This is a genomic window from Meiothermus luteus (assembly GCF_003574085.1).
Classification (GTDB): Bacteria; Deinococcota; Deinococci; order Deinococcales; family Thermaceae; genus Meiothermus; species Meiothermus luteus.
The window spans coordinates 1-21,647 of the sequence record NZ_QWKZ01000029.1; the positions used below are offsets into that span (position 1 = coordinate 1).

General features: G+C 65.5%; 25 protein-coding genes. 6 read left to right on the top strand and 19 right to left on the bottom strand.

Annotated elements, in window-relative coordinates; translation table 11 throughout:
* Window positions 1-758, top strand: a 758-nt coding sequence (locus tag Mlute_RS05925; RefSeq protein ID WP_147371037.1) for a M23 family metallopeptidase, incomplete at its 5' end; no start/stop codon positions are given.
* Here the strand turns inward: Mlute_RS05925 and Mlute_RS05930 are convergent.
* On the bottom strand, window positions 745-1,290 hold the full coding sequence (locus Mlute_RS05930) for a 5-formyltetrahydrofolate cyclo-ligase (protein ID WP_119359822.1): 546 nt from the start codon (window positions 1,288-1,290) through the stop codon (window positions 745-747). The two genes, Mlute_RS05925 and Mlute_RS05930, sit on opposite strands and share 14 nt — an antisense overlap.
* 102 nt (window positions 1,291-1,392) lie before the next feature.
* Between Mlute_RS05930 and Mlute_RS05935 the strand changes: the two genes are divergently transcribed.
* Both Mlute_RS05935 and Mlute_RS05940 read left to right on the top strand, forming a co-directional pair.
* Complete coding sequence (locus Mlute_RS05935; protein ID WP_119359823.1) at window positions 1,393-1,623, top strand: FmdB family zinc ribbon protein; 231 nt, start codon at window positions 1,393-1,395, stop codon at window positions 1,621-1,623.
* Between the two features lie 93 nt (window positions 1,624-1,716).
* A complete protein-coding gene (locus Mlute_RS05940) occupies window positions 1,717-2,673 on the top strand; it encodes an SPFH domain-containing protein (RefSeq protein WP_119359824.1) in 957 nt (318 codons plus the stop codon).
* Window positions 2,674-2,694: 21 nt separating this feature from the next.
* On the opposite strand, the gene Mlute_RS05945 is transcribed toward Mlute_RS05940, so the two are convergent.
* Genes Mlute_RS05945 through Mlute_RS05960 form a run of 4 tightly spaced genes read right to left on the bottom strand, consistent with a single transcriptional unit; the run spans window position 2,695 to window position 5,352 of the window.
* Entirely contained in the window at window positions 2,695-3,192 is a 498-nt protein-coding gene (locus Mlute_RS05945) for a DUF192 domain-containing protein (protein WP_119359825.1), read from the bottom strand.
* The gene (locus tag Mlute_RS05950) at window positions 3,189-3,941 is read right to left on the bottom strand and encodes a glutaminyl-peptide cyclotransferase (protein ID WP_119359826.1); all 753 of its coding nucleotides are present in this window, start codon (window positions 3,939-3,941) and stop codon (window positions 3,189-3,191) included. Before Mlute_RS05950 ends, Mlute_RS05945 begins: the two co-directional genes overlap by 4 nt.
* 35 nt (window positions 3,942-3,976) lie before the next feature.
* Window positions 3,977-4,600 carry a dTMP kinase gene (gene tmk / locus Mlute_RS05955; RefSeq protein WP_119359827.1) on the bottom strand — a complete coding sequence of 208 codons (624 nt, stop codon included), beginning with the start codon at window positions 4,598-4,600 and terminating at the stop codon, window positions 3,977-3,979.
* Complete coding sequence (locus tag Mlute_RS05960; protein ID WP_119359828.1) at window positions 4,600-5,352, bottom strand: Nif3-like dinuclear metal center hexameric protein; 753 nt, start codon at window positions 5,350-5,352, stop codon at window positions 4,600-4,602. The genes tmk and Mlute_RS05960 overlap by 1 nt, the downstream gene beginning before the upstream one ends.
* Before the next feature lie 107 nt (window positions 5,353-5,459).
* Here Mlute_RS05960 and Mlute_RS05965 point away from each other — a divergent pair, with 107 nt between their 5' ends.
* A complete protein-coding gene (locus Mlute_RS05965; protein WP_119359829.1) occupies window positions 5,460-6,587 on the top strand; it encodes a VLRF1 family aeRF1-type release factor in 1,128 nt (375 codons plus the stop codon).
* Window positions 6,588-6,596: 9 nt separating this feature from the next.
* Window positions 6,597-7,469: a universal stress protein gene (locus Mlute_RS05970; protein WP_119359830.1), complete on the top strand. Its 873-nt coding sequence runs from the start codon at window positions 6,597-6,599 to the stop codon at window positions 7,467-7,469.
* Between the two features lie 11 nt (window positions 7,470-7,480).
* Here the strand turns inward: Mlute_RS05970 and Mlute_RS05975 are convergent, their stop codons facing one another.
* Both Mlute_RS05975 and Mlute_RS05980 read right to left on the bottom strand, forming a co-directional pair.
* Window positions 7,481-8,371: a histone deacetylase family protein gene (locus Mlute_RS05975; RefSeq protein ID WP_119359831.1), complete on the bottom strand. Its 891-nt coding sequence runs from the start codon at window positions 8,369-8,371 to the stop codon at window positions 7,481-7,483.
* A gap of 16 nt (window positions 8,372-8,387) precedes the next feature.
* The gene (locus tag Mlute_RS05980; RefSeq protein WP_245958865.1) at window positions 8,388-9,035 is read right to left on the bottom strand and encodes a monothiol bacilliredoxin BrxC family protein; all 648 of its coding nucleotides are present in this window, start codon (window positions 9,033-9,035) and stop codon (window positions 8,388-8,390) included.
* A gap of 102 nt (window positions 9,036-9,137) precedes the next feature.
* Here Mlute_RS05980 and Mlute_RS05985 point away from each other — a divergent pair, with 102 nt between their 5' ends.
* The gene (locus tag Mlute_RS05985; RefSeq protein WP_119359832.1) at window positions 9,138-10,388 is read left to right on the top strand and encodes an esterase-like activity of phytase family protein; all 1,251 of its coding nucleotides are present in this window, start codon (window positions 9,138-9,140) and stop codon (window positions 10,386-10,388) included.
* A gap of 62 nt (window positions 10,389-10,450) precedes the next feature.
* On the opposite strand, the gene Mlute_RS05990 is transcribed toward Mlute_RS05985, so the two are convergent.
* The 12 genes from Mlute_RS05990 to Mlute_RS06040 all read right to left on the bottom strand — a co-directional run bounded on the left by Mlute_RS05990 (window position 10,451) and on the right by Mlute_RS06040 (window position 21,594).
* Window positions 10,451-11,032, bottom strand: coding sequence for a QcrA and Rieske domain-containing protein (locus tag Mlute_RS05990; protein ID WP_119359833.1), 582 nt, complete (start codon window positions 11,030-11,032; stop codon window positions 10,451-10,453).
* Window positions 11,029-12,018, bottom strand: coding sequence for a c-type cytochrome (locus Mlute_RS05995; RefSeq protein WP_119359834.1), 990 nt, complete (start codon window positions 12,016-12,018; stop codon window positions 11,029-11,031). Before Mlute_RS05995 ends, Mlute_RS05990 begins: the two co-directional genes overlap by 4 nt.
* Complete coding sequence (locus tag Mlute_RS06000; RefSeq protein WP_119359835.1) at window positions 12,015-12,479, bottom strand: cytochrome c-type biogenesis protein; 465 nt, start codon at window positions 12,477-12,479, stop codon at window positions 12,015-12,017. Before Mlute_RS06000 ends, Mlute_RS05995 begins: the two co-directional genes overlap by 4 nt.
* Window positions 12,476-13,000 (bottom strand): TlpA family protein disulfide reductase, encoded by a 525-nt coding sequence (locus tag Mlute_RS06005; RefSeq protein WP_119359836.1) that lies wholly within the window; start codon window positions 12,998-13,000, stop codon window positions 12,476-12,478. Before Mlute_RS06005 ends, Mlute_RS06000 begins: the two co-directional genes overlap by 4 nt.
* A gap of 2 nt (window positions 13,001-13,002) precedes the next feature.
* Window positions 13,003-14,994, bottom strand: coding sequence for a heme lyase CcmF/NrfE family subunit (locus Mlute_RS06010; RefSeq protein ID WP_119359837.1), 1,992 nt, complete (start codon window positions 14,992-14,994; stop codon window positions 13,003-13,005).
* The gene (ccmE, locus tag Mlute_RS06015; protein WP_119359838.1) at window positions 14,991-15,422 is read right to left on the bottom strand and encodes a cytochrome c maturation protein CcmE; all 432 of its coding nucleotides are present in this window, start codon (window positions 15,420-15,422) and stop codon (window positions 14,991-14,993) included. The genes Mlute_RS06010 and ccmE overlap by 4 nt, the downstream gene beginning before the upstream one ends.
* A complete protein-coding gene (locus Mlute_RS16440; RefSeq protein WP_281270845.1) occupies window positions 15,419-15,547 on the bottom strand; it encodes a hypothetical protein in 129 nt (42 codons plus the stop codon). Before Mlute_RS16440 ends, ccmE begins: the two co-directional genes overlap by 4 nt.
* Before the next feature lies 1 nt (window position 15,548).
* Window positions 15,549-16,241: a cytochrome c biogenesis protein CcsA gene (gene ccsA, locus Mlute_RS06020; RefSeq protein ID WP_119359839.1), complete on the bottom strand. Its 693-nt coding sequence runs from the start codon at window positions 16,239-16,241 to the stop codon at window positions 15,549-15,551.
* 159 nt (window positions 16,242-16,400) lie between these two features.
* Entirely contained in the window at window positions 16,401-17,066 is a 666-nt protein-coding gene (locus Mlute_RS06025) for a heme exporter protein CcmB (protein ID WP_119359840.1), read from the bottom strand.
* A 47-nt stretch (window positions 17,067-17,113) separates the two neighbouring features.
* Window positions 17,114-18,943, bottom strand: coding sequence for an ABC transporter ATP-binding protein (locus Mlute_RS06030; RefSeq protein ID WP_119359841.1), 1,830 nt, complete (start codon window positions 18,941-18,943; stop codon window positions 17,114-17,116).
* 3 nt (window positions 18,944-18,946) lie between these two features.
* Complete coding sequence (locus tag Mlute_RS06035; RefSeq protein WP_119359842.1) at window positions 18,947-20,653, bottom strand: ABC transporter ATP-binding protein; 1,707 nt, start codon at window positions 20,651-20,653, stop codon at window positions 18,947-18,949.
* Window positions 20,654-20,769: 116 nt separating this feature from the next.
* The gene (locus Mlute_RS06040) at window positions 20,770-21,594 is read right to left on the bottom strand and encodes a hypothetical protein (protein ID WP_119359843.1); all 825 of its coding nucleotides are present in this window, start codon (window positions 21,592-21,594) and stop codon (window positions 20,770-20,772) included.
* Window positions 21,595-21,647: the final 53 nt, after the last annotated feature.

A 21,647-nucleotide genomic window follows, 5' to 3' on the forward strand; every position in this document is an offset into this window, starting at 1 on the left:
CCCTTCAGGCCCTTACCTGGCCCCGCGAAACCCCCCAGGGCCGCTTAGCGGTGGTGCGCTTGGAGTCCCTGGTGGAGCTTTCTGGGTGGGTTCGGTTTCTGGGAGGGCGCTACCCTGTTCAGCACAACCGGGTTCTGCTGCCCATTCCGGCGATGCAGCCCCCTGGGGTTTACCCGGCTGAGCTGGAGATAGAAGGGGTGCGGCTTAGGCTGGAGGTTCGGGTGGTGGCGGGGAGGTTCGGCCGGTTTGTGCTCCGGCTGCCCCCCGAGCGGCAGGCCTTGCTGGTGCCGGAGCGCCTTAGGGCCGAACGGGAGCGGGTGGTTGCCGCTTGCGACGTGGGTCGGCCCCAGATGTGGCAGGGCCCTTTTCGCAAGCCGGTCTCTTCCGAGCGCATCACCGACCCCTTTGGGACCCGCCGCAGCTACGACCAAGGCCGCACCTTCACCTACCACGAGGGCCTTGACTATGGGGTACCTGAAGGCACCCCGGTCTACGCCCCGGCCCCCGGCGTGGTGGGTTTGGCGGAGCGGCTTTTTGTCCGGGGTGGGGCCGTGGTGCTGGACCATGGCCTGGGGGTGTGCAGCGGTTTTTGGCACCTATCGCGGGTGGTGGTGAGGCCTGGACAGCGGGTCGGGACAGGCGAGCTGCTGGGCTACTCGGGGAACACCGGGCTCTCCAACGGGCCCCACCTTCACTTTGAGCTTCGCGTGCGGGGAATACCTACCGACCCAGCGCCCTGGTTCCTCAGCGTTCCCTAAGGGCGGGGCGCACCCCTGCCTCGGTGGCCAGAAACCCCACCGGAATGTCCCAGGAATCGTGGGGCAAGGCGGGGACCAGGAGAGCCTCGGGGACCAGGCCCACGGTCAGGACATGGGCGGGGAGCCGGGCCAGAAAGCGGTCGTAAAAGCCCTGGCCGTACCCCAGCCGCCTGCCCCAGGGGTCAAAGGCCAGCCCGGGTACCAGCACCGCCTCGAGGCCCTCCGGCGCTGCCCTGGGGGCCTCTGGGGCGGGTTCCAGGAAGCCGTAGGGGTGGCGCACCAGGGGACAGGGCAAGGGGTGTACCACCAGGCTGTGGGCCTGCACTCGAGGCAGGTAGTACCGGGCCGGATAGAGGGCCTGCAAGGGCGCGGGGTCCAGCTCGGAGCCAAAGGCGCTGTAGAGCAGGACGTGCCGCGCCCCTTGCTTCTCCAGGAAACCGGCCAGGTGCTCGGCCGCCTGCTGGGAGAGTTCTGGGATGGGCAGTCCGTTCCGCACCCGTTTGGCCCAGCGGCGCAGCTCGGACTTGGTCATGGGCCTAGTATCCCACATGGGCCTGATTGACAGTCGGGGCGGTTTTCTGTCAAAATGCCCCTTGAAGGGGGTTGACCCCGAGTTTGCCTAGAGGAGTCAGCCATGCCCATCTACGTTTACGAGAACCTCGAGACCGGTGAACGCTACGAGTTTGAGCAGAGCTTTCACGAGCCGGCCTACACCCATCATCCCGAGACCGGGGCGCCCATCAAGCGGGTGATCTTTGCCCCGGCGGTGGTCTTCAAGGGTTCGGGCTGGTACATCAAGGACTCCAAGGCCGAGAACAAAAACGGCAAGAAGGAATCCAAAAGCGAGGCTGCTGCCGCCGATTAGCGGCAGGCCCGCGGTCTTTGCCCCTCCACCGGCGAGGGCGCTTTTTTGTACCTTGGGATAGAGCTGCGAGCGCAGCCGGAAAGGGGTAAAGCCATGATTTTGCTTTTGGGCATGGTGCTGGCGGTTTTGGGGATATTTTTGCTTTCCCAGCCAGGGTCTAGAAGGGCTTTGGGGGCGCCGCTCCTGCTGGTAGGGCTGGGCTTGGCGGTTCTCTCGCAGAGCTTTGTGGTGGTGCCGGCGGGGCATGTGGGGGTGGTCTTCAACATCTTCGGAGGGGTGCAGCCGGTTCCGTTGGGCGAGGGCATCCGTGTGGTGCTCCCGGGCATCCAAAGCGTGGTTCTTTACGACGCGAGGCTCAAGGAGGTAACCCTGGCCAAAGGCCCCGCCCCTTCCGGCACCAGCACGCCGGGGGAGGACGCCATTACCGCCCGCAGCAAGGAGGGGTTGGAGATAGGCGTGGACATCACCGTCCAGTACCGCATCAAGCGGGATGAGGCCCCCCAGCTCCACCGCAACCTGGGCCCGGCCTATCTGGAGACCCTGATCGTTCCTCAGATTCGCAGCAAGGTGCGGGACGCGGTGGGGCTTTTCAACGCGGCTGAGCTAATCAGCACGCAAAGGACCCAGCTCGAGGCTGCGGTGACCAAGGAGCTGCGCGAGGACTTGGGCAGCCAGCACATTGAGCTGGTCTCGGTGCTGTTGCGTCGGATAGACATTCCTCCCTCGGTGGCCAAGGTCATTGAGGAGAAACAGACCGCCGAGCAGCAAGTGCAGGTGGAGATTAACCGCCGCCAGCAGGCCGAAATTGCCGCCCAGCGCTTGGTGGTGCAGGCCAAGGGCGAGCGCGACGCGGCCATTCTGCGCGCGGAAGGGGAAGCCCAGGCCATCCGCCTCAGGGGTGAAGCCTTGCGGCAAAGCCCGCAGGTGGTCCAGCTTACGGTAGCCGAGAAGCTGGCCCCCAACATCCAGACCATCATGATCCCCAGCGAGGGCAACTTCCTCTTAGACCTAAGGGGGCTTCAGCCTGTCCAGGCCCAGCCGGGCCGCTAGGCTGCCCTGCCCCCTTAGGGGCTAGGGGGCTATGGGTTTGGTGCGCACGGTCTGGCCCGGCCTCACCCCGTGGCGGGTGAACCAGCCCTGGGGCACCTCCAGCACCTGCCGGTAGACCCGGCTGGGGTAGTAGCTGCGGCAGTTCTGGCTGCAGGCCGGCAGGTCCAGGATGGTGAGGACCTGTCCTTGGGCGTCCAGAAAGGCTACAGAGGCGGCTCTCTTCAGCCCCAGGTTGCTCCAGCCATCGTCGCGGGGTTCGGGAAAGCTGTACCAGATGCCCCTTCCTTCGGCTAGGCGACCTCGCGCCAGGAGGCCTTGGGCGGTGTTGAGGGGGGCGTAGACCGGAAGCTCCAGGGGGCCTTGGGGGGTTTCTAGGAGGGCCACCCGTTCGGGGATAGAGGATGGGGTAGGCCGGGGTGGGGCCAGGCGGCCGGCCAGGAAGTACCCGGTGGTCGCCAGGCAGACCGCCAAGGCCACCAGCAGGGCGCTGTAGCCGCGAAGCTGCCCGGGGGTCTTCATCTTCGGATGGGCTCAATCTCAAAGAGGTAGGGCCACAGCTTTCCGGTCACATAGATGCGGCGGTTTTGGTCGTCGTAGGCGATGCCGTTCAGAACGGCGTCGGGGTTTGGGTTGCGGGCCTGGGCCAGCAGGGCCAAGGGACCCAGCTCGAGCCAGGCCTCCACCGCCCCGCTTTGGGGGTGGATGATGGCGATGCGAGTGGTCATCCAGATGTTGGCCCAGATGCGGCCCTGAATATACTCTAGCTCGTTGAGCCGTTCCACCGGGGCCCCATCCGCCCGCACGGTGAGGGTGCGCTCGGGGCGCAGGGTGCGGGGGTTTAGGAAGTAGAGCCGGGCCGAGCCGTCGGATAGGATGAGGGAGCGTCCGTCATGGGTCAGGCCCCAGCCCTCGGTCTCGTAGCTGAAGCGCCCGATGGGCCTTAGACTCAGGTCGTAGATAAAGCCCACCTGGTTGCGCCAGGTGAGCTGGTAGAGTCGGTTTTGGAACAGGGTAATGCCCTCGCCAAAGTACGCGGCGTTCAGCCGGTGGCTTTGCAGCACGCGGCCGGTTTTGAGCTCCACCTTCCGCAGGCTGGACTGGCCGTACAAGCCGGTGCCCTCATACAAAACCCCTTGGTGGTAGACCAGGCCCTGGGTGAAGGCCGCAGGGTCGTGGGGGTAGGTGTTCACCACCCGGAAACCCCACACAGGGGTTGTCTGGGCCAGCCCCAGACCTAAAAACAGCAGCGCGAAAAAGGCCCTTGCCACCCCAATACCTTACCGCACGAAGAAGAGGGCACCCTTCAGGCCCAACCCCTCTCCCTGAGGGCCTCCCGGAGCCGCTGCTGCACTGCCTCGGCCGGGGGGTGCTGGACGTCCACCACTACGAACCGCTGTGGCTCGGCCTCGGCCAGCTTGTGAAAGCCCTCTAAGACCCGCTCGTGAAAGGCCAGCTCCTCCTCCTCAAAGCGGTCGGGCTCCTGCCCTCGCCGCTGCCGGGCTCGCCACAGGCCGAGCCTGGGCGGCAGGGTAAGCAGGAAGGTCAGATGGGGTCTGAGGCCGCCTAGAAACCCTTGGGAGACCGCCTGCATCCACTCCAGCGAAAGCCCCCGGCCGTAGCCCTGGTAGGCCAAGGAGGAGTCCATCCAGCGGTCGCACAGCACCACCGCCCCTCGCTGTAGGGCGGGCCGGATAACCGTGGCGGCGTGTTCGGCCCGGTCTGCGCTGTAGAGCAGAAACTCGGTCTCGGGGCGCATGGGGCGGCTCAGGACGATTCGGCGCAGGGCCAGGCCCAGCTCGGTGCCCCCAGGCTCCCGGGTCAGCACCACCTCGCGGCCTTTGGCCTGGTACCACTCGGCCAGCAGCCGGGCCTGGGTGGACTTCCCGGCCCCCTCGGGGCCCTCAAAGGTGATAAAGAGGCCCTCCATCAGAGCCCCGTCGGGTGGTCCAGGAAGACCCAGGGCAGGCCGAACTCGGCCTCGAGCCGCTCCGCTAGGGCTTTCACCCCAAAGGTCTCGCTCTCGTAGTGGCCGATGTAGATGACATTGATGCCCAGCTCAAAAGGCTCGTGGTAATGGGCGTGGGAAGGCTCCCCGGTGATGTAGAGGTCGCAGCCCAAGGCCTTCGCTAGGGCCACGTCGCCGGCGCCCCCACCTGAGACGATGCCCACCCGCTCCACCTGCGGGCCCCCTCCGCCGTGCACCAGGGGCTGCATTCCGGTCAGCTCGCCCAAGGCCTCCTCCATCTCGGAGAGGCTTCTGGCCTCCGGCAGCCGACCCACGACGCCGATGTCGCCGTACTTGGGGTGGGGGAGCGGCTGGGGCTCAAGGAGCCCCAGCCGCTGCGCGATGACCGCGTTGTTGCCCACCTCGGGGTGGGCGTCCAGGGGCAGGTGGGCCGCGTAGAGGCTGATGCCCCCGGCGAACAGCGCCTGCAGACGCCTCTTGTGCGGACCTACGACCGCCAGGGGCTGGCCCCAGAATAGGCCATGGTGAACGATCAGGAAGTTTACTCCCTCCGCCCGGGCCTTCTCAAAGACCGTTAGGGCGCTGTCCACCGCCACCCCTACCCTTCGCACCTCGGCATCGCCCTCCACCTGTAGGCCGTTCTGCGAGGGGTCTTTGAAGGCGGAAATTCGCAGGTAATCGTCCAGCCAGCGAACCAACTCGTCGCGCCGCATGCCCCAAGTCTACCCAAACTGGGGGTTGCGCTCGGGGGACAATTGGACGCATTGCCAAGCTTCATAATGTAAGCAGCGTTGTGTTTGTGAACAACAGGAGGTTTCGTATGCTTACCCAAGCGCACATCCGCCGCATTCGCGAGCACCTGCTTCCCAAGGCCGCCCCGGTGCTCTCCTTGTACCTAGACGTCAACCCCGCCCACCCGGACAACCGCAACCGGGCTTACCTTTTGCGGGCCCGCGAGGCCATGGAAACGGTCGGTGCGCCTCCGGAGGTTGCGCATAGGGTGCTGGAGGCCCTGCAGGACATCCCCCAGGCCAGAAGCCGGGTGGTTTTTTCCACCCCTGAGGAGCTGGAGGTCTACGATCTGCAGGTGGAACTGCCGCTTTTTGAGGGGGTGGAGGCCTACTGGGGGGAGCCTTACCTGACCCCGCTCCTCTACCTGCTTGATGAGCACGAGCGGGTAGGGGTGGTGTTTTTGGACAGCGAGAAGCTGCGGGTGTTTGAGGTCTACCTGGGCGAGATTGAGGAGATCAGCGGGGCTTTTCGGGCGGTAGACCCCCAGGCCTGGAGGCGGCTTACCCAGGATAGCCCGGGACGGCGCTACGGCCCGGGGGGAGCCCACCGGGCTGCCGCCGATGCCGACCATTTTGCCCGCCGTATGGAGGCCTGGACGCACCGGTTTTACAAAGCGGTTGCCGAGCAGCTCGAGCAGCTTAGCCTAGAGCGGAACCTACAGCGGCTCGTCTTGATAGGCCAGAAGGCGGAGGCTTCGGTTTTCAAGGAGATGCTGCCCCGGCGGTTGCGCGAGCGGGTGGTGGCGATCCTGCCTTCGCTCCCCAACGCCCAGGCCCAGGCCAGCGAGGTGTTGAAGCTGGTGGAAGAGGCGCTGGAGCGGATTGAACGGGAGCAGGAGGTTCGCTTGCTGGACGAGGTGGCCGAGCGAGGGGTGGCGGGGCTCGAGCAGACCCTAGAGCTCCTCCAGCAGGGCCGGCTCCACCTTCTGGTGCTTCCTTGGAGGCTGGGGGGCTCTGCCTACCAGGCCGCGGACGGCTGGGTTTCCAGCAGCCTGGAGGCGGCTCGAGCCCATGGGGAGCCCGTTCAGGAGGTGGCGCTCAGGCGGGTTCTCCCCGAGCTGGCCGCGGCCTACGGAACCCGCTTGGAGTTTGTGCGGGGCCCGGCTGAGGAGCGGCTTGAGGGGCTGGGGGGGCTGGCCGGTCTGCTTCGTTGGTGAGGGGGTGTGATGTTCAGCAAGGTCTTGGTTGCGGTGGATGGCTCTTCGTGCAGCGAGCGGGCCGGAAGGTTCGCCCTGGCCCTGGCCCAGGCCCTTGGGGCCGAGGTGCTCTTTACCCACGTGTACCGCGCTGAGGAGTCCTTGGCCGCGGCCCGTGGGCTTTTGGCGCCTTGGGCGGATTTGGGCCAAAGGGTGGGGCTTCGGTATAGCACCGAGCCCGTCAGGGCCGAAGACGTGGCCGAGGGCATCGTCCATACGGCTCAGAGCAAGGGGTGTGACCTGATTGCCATGGGCACCCATGGCCGGGAAGGGCTGCAGAGGCTGCTCCTTGGAAGCGTGGCTGAACGGGTAAGCCGGCTGGCCCAAGTGCCGGTCTTGCTGGTGCGGAACGGTGAAGAGGTAGGCCTCCCGCAGCGCATCCTGGCCCCGGTGGACGGCAGCCAGGCGGGGCGTCGGGCCTTTGAGCTGGCCGATGGGCTTGCACGAGTTCTGGGGGCTGAGCTGCTGGTTTTGCACGTGGTGCCCCCCCTGCCCACCCCGGTGGGGGAGGCTTGGGCCACTGGGGGTATCCCGGTGTTTAGCTGGGAGGAAGTCCGGAAGGCCCTGGAGGTTGAGGGACAGGCCATCCTGGAGGCTGCTAAGGGGCAGACCCAGGTTCCCCAGGTGCAGACCCTTTTGCGCAAGGCCCGGGGCCGACGGGAGGCAGAGGTGATTGTGGAGGTCGCCCGGGAGGAGCGGGCTGGCCTAATCGTGATGGGTACCCATGGGCGCAGCGGCTTGGAGCGGCTGCTTTTGGGCAGCGTGGCCGAGGGGGTAGCCCACCACGCCCCGGTGCCGCTGCTCTTGGTGCGCTTAGGGCCGGGGGGTCAGGGGGTCGGGTGAGCGGTGGCCCTTTACCGGCGGCCCAGTGCTTCCAGGGCCAGCCGGTAGGTCTGGGCGTGGGCCGCCACGGTCAGGTGGCGGTCGCGGTTGTAGCCGCCCCCCATCACCACCACCAGCGGGGCCTGGGCCTTCCTCACCCAGGAGAAGACCTCCCGGTCGCGGGCCGCGAGCCCCTCTAGGCTGAGCCGCAGGCGGCCAAAGCGATCGCCAGCGAGCACGTCTACTCCAGCGTTGTAGAACACCAGCTCGGGCCGCCAGGCAAAGGCCATTTCCAGCGCGGGGGCCAGGGCTGCGAGGTAGTCCACGTCGCCAATGGCGTCGGCCAAGCCCACATCCAGATCGCCGGGTTCCTTTTTCAGGGGGTAGTTGCGCTCGGCGTGCACCGAGAGGGTGAAAACGCTGGGGTCGTCCCGGAAAAAGGCCGCCGTGCCGTTCCCTTGGTGGGCGTCCAGGTCTACCACCAGTACCCGGCCCCTGAAGCCCTGGGCCCGTAGGTAGGCCACCGCCACCGCCACATCGTTGAACAGGCTGTAGCCTTCGGCGTGGTCAGGGAAAGCGTGGTGGGTTCCCCCAGCCAGGTTCAGGCCCAGGCCGCCCTCCATCGCGTCAAGGGCCGCGGCCAGGGTGCCCCCTGCGGCGTGGAGGGCTCGAGCCAGCAGGCTCTGGCTCCAGGGCAGCCCCACCTTGTGGGCCTCAGCCCGGCATAGCCCTTCCCGGCGGAGTTTTTGCAGGTAAGCGGCCTCGTGGGCCAGGGCCAGGGTGTCCCAGGGGATAGGGGGGGCGGGCCGCACCTCCAGGACGTCCCTCAACGCCTCGGCCACGCCATGGTATTTGTATTTGGGGAAGGGGTGGTACTCGGGCAGCTCGAGCTCGCAGTGGGCCGTGGTGTAGGCGGGCCGCATAGCCGAGGGCGGGGTTTTACATGGCTTCCAGCTTTTCCCTGAGGGCCCGGGCCCGCTCGTACAGGGGGGTGGCCTGGGGGTTTTGCTGCTCGTGCTGAAGGATGGCCATGGGGTGGATGTGGTGTTCGTCGGGGTTGCCGAAGAGCGAATTCAAGAGCTCAAACTCCTCCTGGGAGCGCAGCGAGGCGTCCTCGCGGAACATGTTGAGGTAACTCCAGGCGAACTGCGGTTCGCCGATGGCCCCCGCCAAGTAGGCATCCAGGAGGCGCTTGTAGGGCTCGAGGTTGCTCCTTTGGGCCTCCTGGGGAGGCACTTTGGGCACGTTGGCCAGGTGTTCGGCGAAGAGGGCTTCCAGGTTCTCTAGGGTGATCTCCCAGTTGTTGAGCTCAAAGAGGGCTTGCCCGTTGCGGAAGAGGATAATCTGCGGCGAGTGGTGCACAATGCCGCTCCGTTCGGCCACCCGGTTGGAGGCCGGGCGGTGCTCCACCACCCGGATGATTCCTACCGGAATGGAGGGCCGCTCGCGCAGCACCCTTTCCACATGGCCCCAGCCCTGCATGGTCTTGTGGCAGGTTCCAGCTTTGAAAACGGCCGCGATGGGGTGGCCGTCAATGAAGGCGTCGGCTTCCTCAGGGGTGGTCAGGGGGTACATGCGCTCCCTCATACCCCCGAGTTTATTTTCCACCAGGCTGACCAAACGTTGGCCGGAACACTACCGGCCCTCTGACCGATTTCTGACAGGGCTGGGCTAGGCTCCCCCTCAGGTATGAGAAATCCCTTCCTTCTTCTTACCCTTCTCTCGGCCGGCCTGGCCTTGGGCCAAGGGGCCCAGGTGGTGGGGGTTTACACCCTTCCCCCGACCCCCATCCGCGTTCTCAATCCCCATCTGAGCCAAGAAGAGGTAGCGGAGAGCCAAAGGGCGGGCTGGCCGGCAACCGACCGCCCGGCGATAGGCTCTAGCCTCTACTACCTGGGGGACGGGCGCTTTTTGGGCAGCACCGACCGGGGGCCCAACGGGGACTGCCCCGGGGGCAAGTTCTTCCCCCTTCCCCGCTTTGCTCCGAGTCTGGTCTTCTTCCGCTTGGAGGGCCGGGAAATTCGGTTGGAGCGAAGTCTGCCCCTGCGCAACCTGGGGGGTAAGCTCATAAGCGGCCTGCCCAACCTTCCTGGAGAGGAGGTTCCCTTTACTGACAAGGAGTGCAAAACCCGCTTATCCCTAGACCCCGATGGGGTGGACGTGGAGGACGTGGTGGCGACGCCCTCGGGCGGCTTTTGGATGGTGGAGGAGAACTCTCCTTCCCTTCTTTATGCCACCTCTTCAGGCCGGGTGGTGGTCCGCTACACCCCCGAGGGGGTTCGGCCCGCGGCCAGTTACCCCGTGCGGGACGGGCTGCCTGCCATTCTTCGCCAGCGCCGGGCCAACCGCGGCCTGGAAAACCTAGCCCTCTCCCAGGACGGCAAGACCGCCTGGGTAGTTCTGCAGAGCCCCATCGGCCCCACCTCGGAGCCCGCCTTTGACCGGAGCCTGGTGGCCCGGGCGGTGCGGCTGGACGTGAGCGACCCCCTGCGGGCCAAGGTCACCGGCCTCTACCTGGTACCCTTCTCTGACCCCAAGGAGTACCCCAAACCCAACCGCCCCCGGGACATGAAGTACAGCGCCGCCGCTTTTGTCAAGGACCAGACCATCCTCCTCCTGGAGCGCGCCGAGGGGGGAGCCAGGGTTTACTTGGTGAACTTTGCCCAGTCCACCAACCTCCTAGAACACCCCAACGGGGAAAGCCCGGAGCTGGACAAAGCAGGGATGGACTACGCCGCCTTGGGCATAAAGCTCCCCGAGCGGCGGCTCCTCCTGGAAACCTGGCGTCTAGAGGAGTTTGACACGGACAAGCTGGAGGGGATCGCTCTCCTGGAGGACGGGCAGACCCTGGCCCTGGTAGACGACAACGACTTCGCCATCACTGGAAAGGAAGGCCCTTCCCGGCTTTGGCTGGTGCGGCTTGACCGGCGGCTGCGCTAAACATCGGGTGTGCGGCCGGGGTGTGGGGTCCGGCAGAACAGGCAACGCCACCTGTGGGCGATCTAGCGCTCGAGGGGCCGGAAGGGCACCTCGAGCCCGGTGGCGTAGAGCACCCCTCCTTCCTCCTCCAGCCGCAGCCGGGGCAGTGGGAACTGGGGTGGGCCGTAGACCGCCTTGCCGGCCTGGAGGGGTTCGTAGGCCCCAAAGTGGCAGGGGCATCCCAGGAAGGGGTGGTCGGTGCGGTAGTTGTAGGCGATGGCGCCCAGCTCGGGGTTGTCCACGAAGTTGACCGTGCAGCCCTGGTGGGTGCAGATACGGGAAAGGGCTAGAAAATGGGCTTCGCCCACGCTCAGACCGCCTGAGACCGGCTGGGGCAGCCGGATGACCACGGCCCTAAGGGGGCTATCCGCATAGCGGTACTCAAAATACCTGAACCGCCAGACCGAGGGCAGCTCGTCCAGGGCGGCGGCGCGAAGCCGGGGCCCCGCGCGCCAGAGGGGTTCGCGAACCTTTGCTTTGGTGAAGTGGATTACATAAGTGCGCCAGGCCAGCCAGCCGAAAAACCCCCCCGTGACTAGGCTGGGAAGAATCCACAGCAGGTCGCGGCGGTCCAAGTGGGGCTTTTTGGGGTTTGGCGGACTCATAACCCGGAGAGATACTGCAAAAGCGCCGCCATCTCCGCCTCGCTGAGGGGGATGGCGGGCATCTGGCCCCGGCCCTTCTGCACCACCTCCCGCACCGCCTCGGGCACCCGCAGGATGGGGTTGCCCTTCAGGCGCGGGCCCGGGCCTCCTTGGGCCTCAGCCCCGTGGCAGGCCGCGCAGCGGCTCAGGTAGACCTGTTGGCCTGTGGAGCTGGCGCCAAGCTGGCCTTTAGCGGTTTCAATGAGGTTTTGCACCCGCTCCCTGGCTTCTCCTCCGGCCCTTAGGTAGCCCTCCCAGGCCGAGATGGCCTCGGCGTAGCGGCCCATCTGGAAGTAGGCGTTGCCCAGGAAAAGCCAGCCTTCGGGCTCGTGGGGCTCGGCCTGAACCGCGAGCTGCAGGGCCTGGGCCCCCTCGGCGGGCCGGCCGCTCATGAAGAGGAGGATTCCCAAGCGGCGCACCGCCACCGGGTTGCGAGGTTCTTTCTCTATGACCCGCAGATAGCCCCGCAAAGCCCGCTCAAAGTCCTGCAGCTCATAGGCCTTGTTAGCGAAGGCCAGCCAGTCGGCGGCCTGGCCGCTGGCCTCAGCCTGGCGCTCTAGCCGCCCTAGGGCCTGGGCCTCGCTGCGGCTGGTGACCAAGGTCTCCCCGGGCAGCCTGGGTACGGTGTAGGCCCACAGGCCCACCCCGAGCAAAACGAGCCCCACGAGGGCTCCTCCCAAGGCCAGAGGGTTGGGCCGGCGGGGGGCGGGGTTTTCCTGGCCCAGCTCGGCGAGCTGCCGCTCGAGCCGCACCATCTGGGCCAGAAGCCGCTTTCGTTCCTCGCCCTGGGCCTCTTTGGCCTGCTCCCGCAGCACCTCTAACTCGGCCTTGAGCTCCTCGGGCCGTGGGCTGGCGGGGAAGGGGAGGGGCTGGCCTCGGAAGGGCAGCAGGGCGTAGGCCAAGGCCAGAAGCAAAAGAAGGGCTAGGATTAGGTAAGCGAGGGTCATCGTCGGTCCAGTTCGGCCTCGAGGCGGGCGATTTCTTCCTCGGAAACCCCTGCGGCCTGGGCTTGGGCTAGGCTCTTTGCCCGGGCCTGGTGCCGCCAAAGGCCGTAACCCAGGAGCAGCAACCCCAAAAGGGGCGAGAGCCAGACCCAAAGCGTAAGGCCGCGGGCCGGCGGCTCAAAGAGAATCCAGTCCCCGTAGCGCTCCACGAAAAACTGCTTGATCTCGGCCGGGCTCTTGCCTTGCTCGAGCTGCTCAGCGATGATGCGTCGCATCTCCAGGGCGATGCCGGCGTTGGACTCGGCCGCCGACTCCCCTTGGCAGACCGGGCAACGCAGCTCGCGGGCAATCTCAAAGACCTGGGGTGGGAAGTCGGGGGGTGGGGTGTTGGGGACGGGCTGGGCTAAAGCCCCGAAGGAAAGGGGCAGCGCCAGCGCCAAAAACCATCCGCGCACGCCTCTCATGGCCACACCTGCCGCAGGTATTCCTGGAGCTTGCTTTCGCTGAGCTCCCCGATGTGCCGGGCCAGCACCTTCCGCTCCTTTGAGATGATGAAGGTCTCGGGAACCCCGGTGTAGCCGTACTCAATGCCGATGCGGCCCCGAGCGTCGTAAACGCTGGGAAAGGTGAGGCCGTACTGCGCGATAAACCTCAGCGCCGCCTCCTCCTGGTCTTGCACGTTCACCCCCAGGACCAGCACCCGGTCCTGGTATCGCTGGTAGAAGCTCTCTAGAAGGGGTGCTTCGGTCCGGCAGGGAATGCACCAGCTTGCCCATATGTTGAGGAAGACGGGCTTCTCCAGGGTTTCTCCCACCCCCAGCTCCGGTCCGAAGCGCTCCCGGTAGGGCGCCAGCACCGGCAGGCTAAAGGTAGGGGCGGGCTTGCCCACCCGGACCGACCCTAAGGCCTCGGGGCTGGGCCGCTGCAGGCCCCAAAGGAAGAGCCCTCCCAGCAACAAAACCCATATCGGCCAGAACCTGAGCATACCTAGTCGCTTGCAGAAGGCACCGCTTGGCGGCTGGGCAGCCGAGCCCCGCTGGGCCAGAGGATGTACGCCGTGCCCAACACGATGAGGCCCCCGGCCACCCAGAGCCAGAAGACCATAGGGGTGATGATGATTTTGAGGGTGGCCCACTGTCCCTTTTCCTGGTCAAACTGCATCAGCACGAAGTAGTAGTCGTTGTAGAGGGTGTAGCGGACCACCGGGGTGGCCAAGGGAGAGCTCATCTGGGGGTAGAAGTTGAGCCGGGTCTCGTAGCGGCCATCGCTCCCCCAGCCGTCCCGGGAGGTGGCCCGCACCTGGATGGGGGCCAGCGCGGCGAAGCGGTTGGCCTCCTCGCGCGCGGTAAGGCCGAGCAGGCGAACCTCCAGACCCCGGGTCTGCCAGACCTCGCCCACCTGCAGGGTCTTTTGCTCGGTGTAGCGGTAGGTCTGGCTGAAGGCGATGCTGAGCGCGGCCAGGGCCACCCCAAAGTGCACGATGTGGGAGCCAAAGCGTCGGCGGTGGCGGGCCACGAGCTCCAACAGGGCCTGGGCAGGGGAAAGGCCCAAAGCCCGGCTGCGCTCCTTCACCCCCTGGGCCACCATCAGCACGATGGCGGTGAGGTTGTAGGCGAAAAGCCCAATGGCCAGGGAAACGCCCAGGCTCAGCCCCAGCCCCAGGCCGATGAGCATGCCCACCCCCAGGGCGATGAGCATGGCGGTTAGGTTCTTAAGTGCCTCTCCTCGAGCCTGCCGCCAGGGCAGCACCGGCCCGATGCCCATCAGGAGGAGCATAAAGACGCCCAGCGGAGCGGAGACCTGGTTGAAGAAGGGGGCCCCCACCGAGACCTTGGCCCCGCTCAGGAGCTCCACCGCCAAGGGCCACAAGGTGCCCACCACCACCACAAAGGCGAAGGTGCCGAAGAAGAGCGCCCCGGCCAGCAAAGCCCCCTCCCGGCTTTTCCAGCGCACCTCGCCGGCTTCGCGGATCTCCCCGGACACCCGGGCCAAAAGCCCCAGCCCCAGCGCCAGCACCCCCAGGAGGAAGGCCAGGAACCAAACCCCTACCGGCCCGCTGGCAAAGGCGTGCACCGACTGAATGACCCCGGAGCGGGTTAGGAAGGTGCCGAAGACGGTGGCTGCGAAGGCCAGGGTGATAAAGGCGAAGTTCCAGCCCTTGAAGAGGCCTTTGCGCTCCTGCACTTGCGCGGTATGGAGAAAGGCTGTGGCCAGAAGCCAGGGGATGAGGGAGGCGTTCTCCACCGGGTCCCAGGCCCAGTAACCCCCCCAGCCCAGGATCTCGTAGCTCCACCACTTCCCGGTGAAGATGGCCGCGGTGAGGAAGCCCCAGGCCACCAGGGTCCACCAGCGGGTCTCAAAGATCCAGCTCTGGTAGCGCCGGGCCAGCATGGCCGCCACTGCGTAGGCGAAGGGCACCGAAAGCCCCACGAAGCCTAGGTACATCAGGACCGGGTGGACGGCCATCATCCAATGGTTTTGCAGCAGGGGGTTGGTCCCTAGCCCCTCGGCGGGGGGGTTGGGTACCTTGTCAAAGGGATGGGCCACGAAGACCATCACCGCAAAGAAGAAAACCTGGACCAAGAAGAGGGTGCCCAAGGCGCTGGGGGCCCGCCAGAAATCAAGGCTACGCCCGACCCGCAGGCCCACCAGCCAGGTGTAGAGGGTCTGCAGCAGGGCCCAAAGCAGGATGGAGCCCTCGAGGGCTGCCCAGGGGGTGACCAGCTTGACCCAAAGGGGGTTTACCGAGGCGCTGTGGTTGGCCACATAGGAAACGCTGAAGTCGTCGGTTAGAATGGCCCACTCCAAAGCCCCAAAGCTGGTGGCCGCGGCCAGCAGGCTCAGCAAGGTGGTGCGGCGGGCGGCCTCGAGGTAGCGCCCATCCCGCAAGGCGTGGGCCAGAACGGCCAGGGCCAGGCCCAAAAGGGAGAAGACAAGGGCCCCCACCAGCGCGATGCCGCCTAAAAGCCCCGGGGTCATTGGGTCTCCTCAATCAGTTTGCGCACCTGCTCGGGTGTCCAGCCTTCCTTGGGCGCTTGGTAGCTCTCGGAGTGCTTGACCAAGAGGTTTTGGCTGACGAAGGTTCCATCCTGGAAGCGCCCTTCCACCACCACCCCCCGGTTCTCGCCGAAAAGAGCGGGTGGGGTGGCCCCACTGGAGCGGACCGGAATCTCCTTGACCCCGTCGGTGACCACAAAGCGCAGCTCGAGGGTCTGAGGGTTGTAGTAGAGGGAACCGGCCTTGACCAGCCCCCCAAGCCGCACTGGGCGGTTTTGGTAGCGCTCGGCTTGTTGGAAGTACTCGCTTGGGGTGATGAAGTAGACCAGGTTCTGCCCCAGGCCGCCGAAGATTAGGTAGGCTAAGGCCGCCGCCACCACCAAAAGGCCGAGGATGTGTTTGGGCTTCATCCTTGTCCTCGCTTTCTCTGGTAGCGCCACAAGAGGTAGCCCAGATAGCCAAACACCGCTATATACACCGCGGCGTAGGTCCAGACCACAAAGGGGTTGGCCGGGTTCCACAAGGGGTTGTCCATTCTAGGCTTCCTCCTGGGCCGCCTCGCGGGCCGCGATGATGCCCCTGAGCCGCACCATTCCGATGTAAAGCAGGGTAAAGGCGGCCAGGTTAACCAGCATGGGTATCAGGATGGCCGAGTCCACCATGATTTTCCCGGTGGTGAGGTCTATGGACTGGGTCTGGTGTAGGCTGCGCCACCATTTGACCGACATGTAGCTGATGGGTACGTTTATGGCCCCTAAGATGGCCACCCCTGCGGCCGCCTTGGCCCTTAGCTCGGGGTCTTCAATCGCCCCACGAACCACCATGTAGCCCACGTAGATGGCGAAGAGGATGGCGGTGGTGGTGAGCCGGGGCTCCCAGTCCCAGTACACCCCCCAGGTGGGCCTGGCCCAGAGCATGCCGGTAAGCAGGGCCAGGGCCATGAAGATGAGGCCCACCTCCACCGCGGCTGCCGCTACTCGGTCAAAGTGGGCCTGGCGGCGGACCAGGTAGGCTACGGAGTAGAAGAGGGCCCCAAAGCTGGCCATGTAGGCCATCCAGGCGGTGGGCACGTGCATGTGGAAGATGCGGGCCACGAAGCCTTGGTTCTGGTCCGGCGGGGAGGACATGGCCATAAAAAACCCCACCACCGCACCTAGAACCCCCAGGCCCAGGATGGCCCAGGTTAGGCTGTCCAGGCGGCCTTTAGGGTTGGAACGCGTGAGCTGCATAAGTCCTCTTTTTGATTTTGGCCCCACGGGGCTGAGGCGCCGTAAATCAGATTACAACCAAGGGCCCCGCAGGCCATCCCCCTACCAGCTTACCCCCTTGGGGTAGCCGCAGCGCTGGGCCTGGTATGCCTTGGGTTATGGCAGGTATAGCTTTGGGTTCTAACCCTCTAGAATGAGGGGGAAAAGCATCGCGCAGACCGTCACGTAGATGGCGTCAAAGACCAAAAGCAACCGCAGCCAGTCTAGGAGTTCGGCTACCGGAAGGCCCTCGGCCAAGCCTTGGGTGAAGCGTACCGCGGCCAGCACCACTGGGACGACCAGGGGGAACAAAAGCAGCGGCAAAAGCACCTCCCGGCCGCGCAGCCGGGCCAGCATACCGGCATAGAAGGTGGAGATGGCCGCATAGCCCAAGGCCCCCAGCAGCAGAGCCGCCAAAAGCCAGCCGGCCTGCTGGAGCGGGAGGTAAAAGAGCCCGGCTGTGAGCCCCAACAGGGCCAGACCCACCAGCACCAGCAAGGCGAGCTGGAAGAGGAGCTTGCCAAAGTAAATCCACTCCCGGCCCCCCGGAGTGAGCAGCAGGTCGTCTAGGGTACCGTCCTCCACCTCCAGACCGAAGGCCCGGCCGGCCAGGAGGCTTCCGGCGAAGGCCAGGGCCACCCAGAAGGCGCCCGGGGCCGCTTTGCGTAGGTCTTGGGGGGCTGGGCCAAAGGCCATGGCCAGGATGAGGAGCATCACCGCCAGGAAGAACACCGCCGAAAGCAGACCGGTGCGGCCGCGCAGCTCGAGGGTCAAATCCCGCCAGGCCAGCCAAAAAATTCGCTGCACAGGGAAAGGCTAGCGGTTTTGCCCTAGAAGGTAAAGAGAGCGGCCTTCTAGTCTCCGCTCCCGTGGGCGTACTGAAGCTCGTAGAGCTTGGCGTAGTACCCCTCTTTGCGCACCAGCTCCTCGTGGCTGCCCTCTTCCACCAGCCGCCCCTTGCGGAAGACCAGGATGCGGTCCACATGCCGGATGGTGGAGAGGCGGTGGGCGATTATGATGGAGGTGCGTCCCTGCATCACCCGCTCTAGAGCGGCCTGAATTTTTTGCTCGGTTTCGGCGTCCACGTTGGCGGTGGCCTCGTCTAGGATGAGCAGGATGTCCGGGTTGTGCAAAAGGGCCCGGGCCAGCGCTAAAAGCTGCTTCTGCCCGGTGGACAACCCCCCGCCCCGCTCGTGCAGCAAGGTTTGGTAGCCCCGGGGCAGCCGGGCAATGAACTCGTCGGCCCCCACAAAGGCGCAGACCTCCCGGATGCGCTCCATGCTGATGCGCTCGTCCCCTAGCCGCAGGTTGGACTCTATGGTTCCGCTGAAGAGGAAGGGGTCTTGCTGCACCATGCCGATGGCGCGGCGCAGGTCGCGCTGGGCGTAGTCCCGCACATCTACCCCGTCAATTTTGACCGCTCCTTTCTGCGCATCGTAGAAGCGAGCGATGAGGCTAATCACGCTTGATTTACCCGCCCCGGTGGCCCCCACTAGGGCCACCTTTTCGCCGGGCCGAACCCGGAAGCTTACCCCTTGCAACACCCAGTCCCACTCCTCTTGGCTCGAGCCAGGCCCTTTTTTCTCCCGCTTGCCGTAAGCGAACCACACATCCTCAAAGTCAATTTGCCCGCGGAAGCGCTTTACCGGAAGGGCTCCAGGCTTGTCCCGCACCTCCTCTTCGGTGTCCAGCAGGCTGAATATGCGCTCCGCGGAGGCCATGGCGGCCTGGAAGATGTTGAACTTGTCCGAGAGGTCCTGCAGGGGTTGGAAGAGCTGGCGGACGTAGTCGGTGAAGGCCACTAAAAGCCCCAGGGTGATGGCCTGCTGGACCACCTGGCCGCCCCCGTACCACACCACCAGGGCCACCGTGGCCTCGCCCATCAGGCCCACCAGGGGGAAGAACAGGGCGAACCACTTGATGATCTCCACCCAGGCTTTGCGAAGGTCGGTGGAGAGGAGGTTGAACTGGGCTTCGTTTTTCCCTTCCCGGCTGAAAAGCTGGGTGGTTTGTACGCCGGCGAGGTTCTCCTGCAGGGAGGCGTTGAGCCGTGAGAGACGGAGCCGCATGGTGCGGTAGGCCTCGCGCATGCCGTTGCGAATCCAGGTGGTAACCCCGATGAAGACCGGGATGATGGTAAAGGTCACCAGCGCCAACCGCCAGTCCAGGGCCAGCATGAAGCCCATCAACCCTACCACCAGCGCGAAGTCGGCGATGAGGCCTACCAGCCCCCCGGTGATGAACTGGTTGATGGCGTCCACATCTGAGGTAACCCGGGTCATTAGGCGGCCCACCGGGTTGCGGTCAAAGTAGCCCAGGTGCAGCCTTTGTAGCTTGGCGAAGATTTCTGAGCGAAGGTCGTAGAGGATGTGCTGGCCCACCCAGCTGATCAGGTAGGTCTGGGCGTAGTTGGCGATGAAGTCCACCACCCGCACCGCTAGGAACACCGCCGAGAGGAGGAGCAGCACCTCGTAGCGCTCTGCCAGGGGCAGCACTTCTTTAGGCACGATGGCGTGGTCAATAGCGTACTTGAGGAAAAGGGGTGTAGAGGCCGCGGTGAGGGTGCTTACCACCAAGGCCAAAAGGGCCAGCCCCACCTGTTTCCAGTAGGGGCGCACGTACCGCAGAATGCGGCGGGCCAGCCGGGCATCAAAGCTCTTCTTAAAGGCTTCCTCTTCGTGCATAGGTTACTCTTCTACCTCGGCTTGCAGGCGCTGGATGCGGTCTAGCTCGGCGTACAGCCCTCCTTGGGCGAGGAGCATCTCATGGGTGCCCTCCTCCACGATGCGCCCGTGCTCCAGCACCACGATCCAGTCGGCGTGCTGCAGGGTTGAGGTGCGGTGGCCGATGAGCAGGGTGGTCTGCTGGCCCAGCACACTTCTGAGCCCTTGGAGGATGCGCGACTCGGTCTCGGTGTCCACGGCGCTCATGGCGTCGTCCAGGATGAGAATCTTGGGCCTGCGGGCCAGGGCCCGGGCCAGGGCCACCCGTTGCCGCTGGCCCCCCGAGAGGGTTACCCCCCGCTCCCCCAAGGAGGTCTGGTAGCCCTTGGGAAACCCCTGGATGTCCTCGTGCACCCCGGCCAGCCGGGCTGCCCATTCGGCCTGGGCGGGGTCGGGGTGGGGAAGGCCAAAGCATATGTTCTCCAAAAGGGTATCGGAGAAGAGAAAGGGTTCTTGTGGAACCATTCCGATGGCCGAACGTAGGGTGCGCAGGGGCAGGGTGCGGACGTCGTGCCCTCCTACCCAGACCCGCCCCTCGGTGGGGTCCAGTAGGCGCGGGATTAGGCTCACTAGAAGGCTTTTTCCGCTCCCGGTGCGCCCGGTGATGCCCAGGGTGGTGCCCTCGGGGATGGTCAGGGTGATGCCGTCCAGCACCTTGCGCCCGCCCAGCTCGAGGCTCACGTTCTCAAACCGGACCTCTCCTGAGAGGGCTGGGGTTTCCTCCCGGTTGGGCTTGGGGTCGGTGATGCGGGCTGGCTCGAGCCAAAACTCCTCCAGCCGCCGGTAGCTGGTGGAGCCTCGCTGGAAGATGGTGAGGGTGTAGCCCAGGCCCACGATGGGCCAGCCCATCATCATCAGGTAAGCGTTGAACTGCACGAACTGGCCCACCGTCATCTCCTCCCGGATTACCATTCCTCCGCCTACCCAAAGGACAATAAGGAACGCGAAGCCCATCAGAAGCCCCATTAGGGCCCGCACCGGTCCTTCTACCCGAGCCAAGGCCAGGCTCTTGGCGATGTAGTCCTTGTTGAGGGCCTGGAATTGGGCCAGCTCGCGCTCTTCCAGGGCAAAGCCCTTTACCACCCGGATTCCGGAGAAGTTCTCCTGGGCCTTGGTGGAAATTCGGTCAAACGACTCCTGGCTTTCCCGGTAGCGGTGGTCAATGAGGCGGAGTACGTGGTACATAACCGCGAAGATCAGGGGGAAGACCAGCGAGAGCAGCAGGGCCAGGGTTACGTTGACCAGGTACATGGAGGCGATGGAAAAGACCAAGAACATCAGGAGGCGGCTGCCCATGTTGATGCCCGCCCCCAGCATCTCCCGCACCGCGCCCAGGTCGGTGGTGAACTTGTTCATCAGGTCGCCGATGCGGTTTCGGCCGTAAAAGTAGGCATCCAGGGAGAGGGCTTTGCGGAACAGGTCCATGCGCAGGTCGTGCTCAATGTGGCGGCTGGCCACCACCAGGAGCTGCCGGTTGGCCCAGCCGAAGAGGGCGGAGACCAAGGCGGCCCCCAGGATGGCCCCGGCCCAGGGAAGGTAGGCCTCCCCCGCCCGGATGGCGTCTACGGCGTGGCGCAGGAAATAGGGGGAGAGCGCCGAGGTCCCCACGGCGGCGATGCCGGCCAGCATGCCCCACAGGTACTGGGGGCCATAGCGGCGCAGGTAGGGCATGAGGGCCCGCAGGGGAGCGAAAACTGACCGGTCAGTTCTATGAATCGGCAATTCAAAACCTGCCTGCATCCGCACCACTCTATCCCCTCCGCCGCCGGCCGAGCGTGAGCTTTTCCTTAATCCGGAATGAGGCCGGCGGCCACGCTGCCCCAGTCGTCCTCGAGCCCCACCATCCGCCAGGGTTTGAGGGGAGGGTGGCGCCGCAGCAGCTTGCGCAGCGGGGTGGGCAGGGGCAGGTACTCGGGGTCGTGGATGTAGAGCAGGGCCCGCACCCGCCCCAGCCGGGAGAGGTAGCGGTGCATTCCAGCGGCTTCTAGGTCGGTGGGTAGCTCCAGACCCAGCTCCAGATGGGCCCCTTCCTGCCTTAGCTCAGCCGGGGATTTGTCGGCCAAAATCAGGCGTAGGCCCTTCTGGGCCAGGGCTGCATGCAGCCCCTCGAGCCACTCCCCCTGCAGGAGCATCGGCTGGGCGACCAGCCCTACCCCCTCCCCGGAGAGCAGGGGGGGCTTGTGGGAGGCTTCCAGCAGGCGTTTGGTGCGCTCCAGGGCCCGCCGGGCCAGCATGGGGTTTTTGCTCAGGGTCTGGCCCACCTGGGCCGCCAGGCCAGCCAGATCAGGCGAAAGCTCGGCGGGTACCTCCAGGGCCGGGGGTAGGCCCGGCACGAACTGGGCCAGGGCGGCCTCTAAATCCACCATCCACAAAGAGGGGCTGCCCCTCTTGGCCTCTACGCCAAGCTGCGCATCGGGAAGCAGCAGGTAGTCTACCCCTTGTCCCTTCAGCTCGAGCGCCTCCAGCACCACCCGCCGGATGGGCAGGGGCAGGGAAAGCTCTCCTTCTAGGCCCTGGGCGCGGACCACCTCAACCTCTAGGGCCCGCAAGTAGGCCTCCCAAAAGGGGAGGTAGCGATTTCCCAGCCAGCTTTGCAGAACGCCTACGCGCACCCGAACATCTTACCCAAAGGTTGGGTAGGGGGTTCTTGACAGCGCTTTCAAAA